The 2,759-nt window shown below is 29.8% G+C and carries 4 protein-coding genes; all 4 read right to left on the bottom strand.

Going from position 1 to position 2,759, the window contains the following annotated elements; genetic code table 11:
• Positions 1-80: 80 nt before the first annotated feature.
• Positions 81-578 (bottom strand): hypothetical protein, encoded by a 498-nt coding sequence (locus tag ACODSI_RS14905; protein WP_488917650.1) that lies wholly within the window; start codon positions 576-578, stop codon positions 81-83.
• 183 nt (positions 579-761) lie between these two features.
• The gene (locus tag ACODSI_RS14910) at positions 762-1,535 is read right to left on the bottom strand and encodes a hypothetical protein (RefSeq protein ID WP_488917651.1); all 774 of its coding nucleotides are present in this window, start codon (positions 1,533-1,535) and stop codon (positions 762-764) included.
• 214 nt (positions 1,536-1,749) lie between these two features.
• A complete protein-coding gene (locus tag ACODSI_RS14915) occupies positions 1,750-2,004 on the bottom strand; it encodes a hypothetical protein (RefSeq protein WP_488917652.1) in 255 nt (84 codons plus the stop codon).
• Positions 2,005-2,214: 210 nt separating this feature from the next.
• A partial coding sequence (locus tag ACODSI_RS14920) for a DUF6896 domain-containing protein (protein ID WP_488917653.1) occupies positions 2,215-2,759 on the bottom strand: 545 nt, incomplete at its 5' end.

Consider the following 2,759-nt stretch of genomic DNA (forward strand, 5'->3'; position numbering starts at 1 on the left):
AAAGAAAAAAGATATTCACTTCCGCATTCTGATAAATCCCAAGCCACGCCATTGGTGTAAACGGCTGTTGGCAGAAGGTTTTAATTTTTTAATTCAAAATTACTTAGTCTTATTTTATATGTTTTTTTCGCCCAACTCTCAGTTGTTTTAGAACCTTTATGTGTTCCAACATTTTGTATTTCACTGAATTCTCCGTTTTCTTCTGTTTGAATTTCAGATTTAAACTTAATAGAATATTTTGACCTGCTTTGCATTACTAACATATTACTATTGTTTGTAGTTTCAGCAAAATAAAACTCGATAGTTTCTGTTTCTCCATTTTCATCAAATAAGTTTCTAGTATTCCACATTTCAAGTTTTTTGTTGTACGGTTCAGTTTTCAAAATTTCATATTTAAAATTTAGTTCGTCCACTTTTGTAACTTTTATTGTAAATTTAGTATTGATTGGAAATTCAATTCCAATAGCCAAATTTTCAATATTCACTAGCTTTTCAGGTTTTTTTTCTTGGGCATTTACAATGTTATCTTTAGAAGAAAAGATTAAAATTATTAATACAATGTATAGATATTTTTTCATTTAATTTTTTTTTCGTTATGTTGTCATAAACTTTCTGCCAACGTTTCGCGGCTTCAAGAAGTGGCGACGAACCAAGACCAAACCTTCACAAATATAAACAAAACTTTTAATTAAAGACCTTTCCAATTTCTGATAAATCCCGAGCCTCGCCATTTATTGAAACCGCTGTTGGCAGTAGTATTTTTATTCAATTCTTTTTACTATGTTATCAAGATTTTCAACGACGAGATTGAAAATAATTTTATTATTCGGAAATAATTTTTGCATATCATTTCTCAATTGAATATAGGGTTCTTGTGCTTCTTTTTCAGTTTCAAATAGCTTGTTACAAGAAAGAGATATTTCATAATTATTGCCAATTTTTTTCAAGTAAGCGAATTTAGTTACTGCATTGTCAAAAAAGGTAGTTTTCTCAAAAGCAATTGCAATTTTATCAACTTCAGCAACATTTACGCTATTATCAAAAACAATTTCATTATTCATTACTCCGTATTTTCTTGTTATTTCAGAATTTGTTGCTAAATCTGAAAAGATGTAAATACTAATTGCTACACCAGCAATAATTAAAAGCCCTATAATTGCAATTCCAATTGTTCTCCACCAATTAAAAAATTCTCCACCATTTTTTATATGTTCTCTTATGTTCTGCTCTTGATAATGTTTTGCTAGGTAATAAGCAATTGATGTATAAATTATGGGAATTATTTGATTTGGAATTTTTATATTTTCTGGAATTAAAAAGATTCCACCAAAGATAATTATTGTTGAAATAATTGTTATAATCCATGTAGTTTTTGCCTTTTTATAATCTTTAAATACTTTGAAATTCTCTGCTATAAAATATCCAGCAACAACTGGTCCGCCTAAAAAAGAACCAACCCAAATCGCTCGATCTCTATAAATTTTTTTTGTTGGTATTTCTACAAAATTTTGTTTTTCGTTTAAACTTTCTTCCATATTTGTTTATTTCTTGAATTCTCCGATTTTTTTTGAATATTACTGCCAACGTTTCGTCGCTTGCGCCAGTGGCGGTTTTCACTCACTGACGATAACAAATATACCGAAAAGTTAGGAAGAAAAAACGCAATTGAAAGAAAAAAGATAATCACTTCCGTATTCTGATAAAACCCAAGCCACGCCATTGGTGCAAACGGCTGTTAGCGGTTAGTGCTTATAAATTTTTGTTTAGCCTTTTTATTTCAGCTATAAGTTTCGGAATATCTTGTTTAGCGTTAGCAATAAAATCATAATCTTCTAATTTTGCGCCTAGTAATTCAATATCATTCCCACGATTAGATTCAGTTCCGGTCATAATAAAATTTGTGCCACTTTCGTGATCTCTACCTTCAATAAAAGCTTTCCAAAGCCCTTTTGTAGAATTGTTAACTCTATTTTCTATTTCTTGTAATTCTTCTTGTGAAATCATAATTTTCAGGGTAAGTTTTCAACGAAATCCTAGCATTACCGCTAACGTTTCGTCGCTTGCGCCAGTGGCATTTTTCGACACTGACGAAAACAAATATACCGAAAACTTTGAAAGAAAAAATGCGATTGAAAGAAAAAAGATAATTACTTCCGCATTCTGATAAATCCCGAGCCACGCCATTGGTGCAAACGGCTGTTGTGCGTTCGTTTTTTATTTATTTACAGATTCTATTTCGCCAATTTCGTATAATTTTTCTATTAAGAGTTTAAGTTCTTGCCAATTAATTCCTTTTATCTCTTTTCGGTATTTTTCAGTTGATTCCATATAAGATAAAAGAAACCAAGAATCAATATGTCCAAATTCAGGTTGATTACTTAATACAACTTCAACTCGTTGTTTATATTTTTTATTATAAAACCCACATTCACAACCGTGAAAAGCGTAATTCCAACGTTTCGAAAGTTCTCCTTTTCTTGGTATCTCTTCGTTATTTCTAGCAATTAATTTTTCATAATCTTTTTCATTTTCAATATTAAGTCCGTATTTTTCTGCAAGTTTTCGCATCAATTCTTTTCCGTCCCTTCGATAATCAATTATAGCTCCTTTAATAACATCAAGCTCAATTTTGATATTATTTTGTTTAAAGAATTTCAATAATTTTTTTATCATTATTTTGATGTTTAATTTTTGTTTAGCGGTTTTGTCTTGTCCTGAAATAGGTTGACGTTTTTTTGTTAATTTATATTTCAAAAATA

It is taken from the genome of Flavobacterium sp. FG139, from assembly GCF_057809695.1.

Excerpts from the sequence above, each read along its gene's own strand:
- ACODSI_RS14905 (WP_488917650.1), bottom strand. The coding sequence starts at position 578 with ATGAAAAAATATCTATACATTGTATTAATAATTTTAATCTTTTCTTCT.
- ACODSI_RS14915 (WP_488917652.1), bottom strand. The coding sequence starts at position 2,004 with ATGATTTCACAAGAAGAATTACAAGAAATAGAAAATAGAGTTAACAAT.
- ACODSI_RS14910 (WP_488917651.1), bottom strand. The coding sequence starts at position 1,535 with ATGGAAGAAAGTTTAAACGAAAAACAAAATTTTGTAGAAATACCAACA.